Raw genomic sequence first — 5179 nt, forward strand, 5'->3', positions numbered from 1 at the left:
CTGCTTCTTCTGTTCGTCGCTACGACTCTGGTCGGGGGAGCGCTGGCGCTCGGCATGCTCATACTGCGCCCGAAATCCGCCATGCGGGCCCTTACGAAGCGCGGCCGTGGCGAAAATGGGAAGCGAGGCGTTCCCTATGGCGTCGCCATTGCGGCAGGCGCGATGATTGCGGGCTACATTACTCATTTTGCCGCCCCGCATTATTACCTCGAACACCTCAGCCTCCCGACCAAGCTGACGGTCGTCCATCCCTAGGCGTCGCCTTCAACGTGGACGCCGACGAGTTGGCGGAGAACCATTGTCCCTATGGCGATCCTTGGAGCTGACCGGCGCCAGCAGAAGCTATCGCCCGTGCTGAAAGCACTGCGCGACGCCGCGTGGCTCAAGGCCGACCGTGCAAAGGCGTGGCGCAACGCCCTGCTCGCCGCGTCCGGCGCCGGCGCCGCGGCCTTGGTGAGCTTCGCACATGGCGGCCTGGATCCGACCGGAAAGCCACTTGGCACGGATTTCGTCAGCTTCTACGCCGCATCCGAGCTTGTTCTCGCTGGCCAGTCGGCCGCGGTCTACGATCCGCAAGCGCACCGTGCGGCCGAGATCGCCATATTCGGCCGGGACCTCGGGTATTTCGCCTTCTTCTATCCGCCGATGTTCCTGCTTACGTGCGCACCGTTGGCGATGCTCTCGTATCTTGGCGCACTGGCGACGTGGCTGGCCGCAACCTTCGCGGCGTTCGCAGCGAGTTTGAGAGGATGGCTTGATCGTCGGATCGATTGGGCCACCGTTGTCGCTTTCCCGGCCGTTTTTCTTACTTTAGGCCATGGTCAGAATGCTTTCCTTACGGCGGCTCTGTTCAGCGTCGGCGGGCTATGGCTCGAACGGCGGCCGATACTCGCCGGCATCGCGTTCGGCCTGCTCGGTTTCAAGCCACACCTAGGCATCATGCTGCCCGTAGCCTTGGCTGCTGGGGGACGTTGGAAGACCATTGCCGCCGCAGCGGCGACCTTGACCGCGTTCGCCGCAATGAGCTACCTAGCATTTGGCGCGAATACTTGGCGAAGCTTCCTGGCCAGCTCGGCGCTCGCCCGCACGACCCTCGAACAAGGCATCCTCGGGCCCAAGATGATGAGCGCCTTCGCGGCGGTCCGGGTGTTGGGCGGTTCTGTCGCGCTCGCCTATGCGCTTCAGGCAGTAGCCACCCTGGCCGTTGGAATGGCGCTTGTCGGGGCGATCCGACGGCGGCCTGGACCACGCGCTGAGGCGGCGCTGCTGATGACGGCCGCGCTTCTTGCGACGCCGTTCCTACTCGACTACGACTTGGTCATTCTTGCTGCGCCGCTTGCCTGGCTGACGCGGGAAGGTCTTGCGACCGGCTTTCGCCCTTGGGAGAAGATCGGACTTCTAAGTGGGTACGTGCTTCCACTCGCCGCCCGAAGCATAGCCATAGCAGCACATGCGCCGCTCGCGCCCATCGTGCTCGCCGCAATCTTCTGCCTGATTCTGCGGCGCACTTTCGGGTCTTCGGCGAATAGCCCCTGAAGAACAGAAAGCGCCCATCTCCGACCAGTTTACTCATCGGACCACTCGATAACGGCATTCGCCCCGCGACCTTTGTGTTCCTGGTTTCCGTGGTCTCGTCCTGATCAGAGGCAAAGGTTGTCCGACTGATCACGCCGCTCCACGCCACCGGCCTGCTGGCGGGTTCAGCCCTCGCCCTACGCCCCATCGCGGCAGGCTTCGGCCGATTCGGCCTGGGCGCCCTTTTCGCGCTATTTGTCTGCAGCCACATGGACCGGACATTCCTCGTAACCCTCCGGTGAGGGCCGCCTTCCGATGATTGAGGCAAAGCTTCACTGCTAACAGCGTGGTTTGGAGCGGTGTTAGCAGCGGCATGGCGTACACGACGGTCATCACGGGCCCGGAGCGCCGTCGCCGTTGGAGCGAAGAGCAGAAGCTGGAGCTGCTGGCGGAGGCGTTCGGCCCAGGCGGCAGCGTGACGGAGACGGCCCGGCGCGCGGACATCTGCACCAGCCTTCTTTATCGCTGGCGGCGTGCTGCACTGGCGCCGCCGCCATGCCTCACGCCGGCGGTGCTGATCGCATCGTCGGATGAGCCGGCGGAGCGGGCGCAAGGGCCGGCGATGCTGGTCGAGTTGCCCGGTGGCGCGCGGGTGCAGGTGATGGCGAGCGCGCCGGCGGATCTGGTGACGGCGACGCTCAAGGCGCTGCGATGATGCCGCTTCCCGCGGGCGTGCGGGTGTGGATCGCCACCGGCCATACGGACATGCGCAAGGGCATGCAGGGCCTGGCGCTGCTGGTCCAGGAGCAGCTGGAGCGCGATCCGCACGCCGGCGATCTCTACGTCTTCCGAGGACGCGGCGGCGGGCTGATCAAGATCCTCTGGCACGACGGCATCGGCATGTCGCTCTACGCCAAGCGGCTGGAGCGCGGCCGGTTCGTGTGGCCCTCGGCCGAGGGCGGCGTGGTGGCGCTGACGGCCGCGCAGCTCGGCTACATGCTCGAGGGCATCGACTGGCGTAACCCGCAGCACACCTGGCGGCCGGCGAGCGCCGGATAGGGCGAAATTTCTCCGGCGGGGCGGCATTTTGGGGCGCCTCAAGCGGCGGATTTTGTGATTCCATCTGGCCATGGATGGGGCCGCTTCGCCTGGGCCGGAGGAGTTCGCAGCGCTGAGGGCGGCCTTGGCGGCGTCCGAGGCGCGGGCCGATCTCGCCGAGGCCGAGCTGGCCGTCGCCCGCGCCAGGGCCTCCGACGATCAGGCCCAGATCGCCCATCTGAAGCTGCAGATCGCCAAGCTTCAGCGCCAGCTGTTCGGGCCGCACGCCGAGCGCACCCGCCGCCTGCTCGATCAGCTCGAGCTGCAACTGGAGGAGCTGGAGTCCGCCGCCTGCGAGGACGAGATCGCCGCGGAGACGGCGGCGGCCAAGACGCAGAGCGTGGCCGCCTTCACCCGCCAGCGGCCCTCACGCCAGCCGTTCCCCGAGCACCTGCCGCGGGAGCGGGTCGTAGAGCCCGCGCCTTGCGCCTGTCCGGCGTGCGGCGGCGCGCGCCTCTCCAAGCTGGGCGAGGACGTCACCGAGACGCTGGAGGTGGTCCCCCGCCAGTGGAAGGTGATCCAGCACGTCCGCGAGAAGTTCTCCTGCCGGGATTGCGAGGCGATCAGCCAGGCGCCGGCCCCGTTCCACGTCACGCCGCGCGGCTGGGCCGGTCCGAGCTTCCTGGCCATGCTGCTGTTCGAGAAGTTTGGGCAGCACCAGCCGCTAAACCGCCAGGCGGAGCGCTACGCCCGCGAGGGCGTGCGCTTAAGCCTGTCGACGCTCGCCGACCAGGTCGGCGCGGGCGCCGCCGCGCTCATGCCGCTCTTCCAACGCCTCGAAGCTCATGTGCTCGCCGCCGAGCGGCTGCACGGCGACGACACGACGGTCCCCGTCCTGGCCAAGGGCAAGACCGACGTCGGCCGATTATGGGTCTATGTGCGCGACGATTGCCCGTTCGCAGGTCCTGCGCCGCCGGCGGCGGTGTTCTACTACTCGCGCGATCGCCGGGCCGAGCATCCCAAGACGCACCTGGCGGATTGGAGCGGGATCCTGCAGGCCGACGCCTATGGCGGCTATGGCGATCTTTACACGCCCGAGCGCACGCCGGCGCCGATCCTCGAAGCGAGCTGCTGGGCGCACGGCCGCCGCAAGGTCTTCGAGCTCGCCGATGTCGAGGCCGCCGCGATCAAGAAGGCCCGCGGCGAGCAGCCCAAGCCGGTCTATCCGCTGGCCCTGGAGGCGGTGCAGCGCATCGACGCCCTGTTCGCCATCGAGCGCGAGATCAATGGCCTGCCGCCGGCCGAGCGCCTGGCAGCGCGCCACGCCCGCAGCGCGCCGCTGGCCGCCGAGTTGGAGGCCTGGATGATCGCCACCCGCGACAAGCTCTCGCGCGGGCACGATCTGGCCAAGGCCATGGGCTATATGCTCCGCCGCTGGCCGTCCTTCACCCGCTTCTTGGAAGACGGACGGATCTGCCTCTCAAACAACGCCGCCGAGCGCGCGCTGCGCGGCGTGGCGCTCGGCCGCAAGGCCTGGCTCTTCTGCGGCTCGGACCGCGGCGGCCAGCGCGCCGCCATCCTCTACAGCCTGATCGTCACCGCCAAGCTCAACGACGTCGACCCGCAGGCCTGGCTCGCTGATGTCCTGGCCCGCCTCGCCGCCCATCCCGCTCAGCGGCTCGACGAGCTCCTGCCCTGGAACTGGAAGAGGATTGGCCATGCTGTCGCCGCATGATCTGGGGAGCGACTTGGAGGGGCTCGACGAGTTCCTGATGTCTGATCAGGCTCCCGACGACGGCATGATGCTGAGCGACCTCGACGGCTTCCTGACGGGCCTGGCCATCGGTCCCGAACTCATCCTGCCCAGTGAATGGTTGCCGATCATTTGGGGCGGCGAAGAGCCTGTCTTCGACGACGCAGCCCAAGCCGAAGCGATCCTCGGCGCCATCATGAGCCGTTACAATGAGATCCTCGGGCAGATCGCCGACGGCGTCATCGAGCCGATCTTCATGGAAACGCCCGCCGGCGAGGTCATCGCCGCCGACTGGGCCGAAGGGTTCCTGCAGGCCGTCCACCTGCGCACCGACGCCTGGGAGAAACTCTTCAGGTCCGAGAAACACGTCCACAGCCTCGTTCCCATTCTGGCGCTCTGTTGTGACGAGGATGGCGCATCGCTCCTCCAGTTGCCGGACGAGGCCGAAAACCAGTTCTTCGCCGACGCCGGCGAACTGGTCCCCGTGGCCATCTTGGAAATTGCCGAGTTCTGGCGCGCCGCCCGCTCAGCCCCTCAGCGGCGTTCAACCGGACCAAAGACCGGCCGCAACGATCCGTGCCCCTGCGGATCCGGGAAAAAATTCAAAAAGTGCTGCGGGGCCGACGTCTGAGAACCGCGTCCGCGGCCTTGGCCGGATGGTTACGCCGGATCGAGGACTACGCCCTGATCGGCGACTGCCGGACCGCGGCCCTGGTTTCCCGCGGGGGCTCGATCGACTGGCTGTGCTGGCCGAGGTTCGATTCCGACGCCTGTTTCGCCGCGCTGCTGGGCGAGGAGGCCCACGGCTGCTGGCGGATCGCGCCGGCCGATCCCGAGGTCCGCATCCGCCGGCGCTATCTTCCGGACACCCTG

The 5179-nt window shown here is 67.5% G+C and carries 6 protein-coding genes and 1 pseudogene; all 7 read left to right on the forward strand.

Annotated features, from left to right (window positions below; all coding sequences use genetic code 11):
- Positions 1-255, forward strand: a pseudogene (locus VJS38_RS20895) (hypothetical protein); the annotation flags it as partial.
- A 96-nt stretch (positions 256-351) separates the two neighbouring features.
- Complete coding sequence (locus tag VJS38_RS20900; RefSeq protein ID WP_324090077.1) at positions 352-1536, forward strand: glycosyltransferase family 87 protein; 1185 nt, start codon at positions 352-354, stop codon at positions 1534-1536.
- A gap of 352 nt (positions 1537-1888) precedes the next feature.
- On the forward strand, positions 1889-2230 hold the full coding sequence (gene tnpA / locus VJS38_RS20905; RefSeq protein WP_324090078.1) for an IS66-like element accessory protein TnpA: 342 nt from the start codon (positions 1889-1891) through the stop codon (positions 2228-2230).
- Positions 2227-2574: an IS66 family insertion sequence element accessory protein TnpB gene (gene tnpB, locus VJS38_RS20910; RefSeq protein ID WP_324090079.1), complete on the forward strand. Its 348-nt coding sequence runs from the start codon at positions 2227-2229 to the stop codon at positions 2572-2574. Before tnpA ends, tnpB begins: the two co-directional genes overlap by 4 nt.
- A gap of 70 nt (positions 2575-2644) precedes the next feature.
- A complete protein-coding gene (gene tnpC, locus VJS38_RS20915) occupies positions 2645-4288 on the forward strand; it encodes an IS66 family transposase (RefSeq protein ID WP_324090080.1) in 1644 nt (547 codons plus the stop codon).
- A complete protein-coding gene (locus tag VJS38_RS20920; RefSeq protein ID WP_324090081.1) occupies positions 4272-4937 on the forward strand; it encodes a UPF0149 family protein in 666 nt (221 codons plus the stop codon). Before tnpC ends, VJS38_RS20920 begins: the two co-directional genes overlap by 17 nt.
- Positions 4938-4954: 17 nt before the next feature.
- The coding region (locus VJS38_RS20925; RefSeq protein WP_324090082.1) for a trehalase-like domain-containing protein at positions 4955-5179 on the forward strand (225 nt) is incomplete at its 3' end.

Origin of the sequence: Phenylobacterium sp., assembly GCF_035276905.1 — a bacterium.
Lineage (GTDB): Bacteria > Pseudomonadota > Alphaproteobacteria > Caulobacterales > Caulobacteraceae > Phenylobacterium.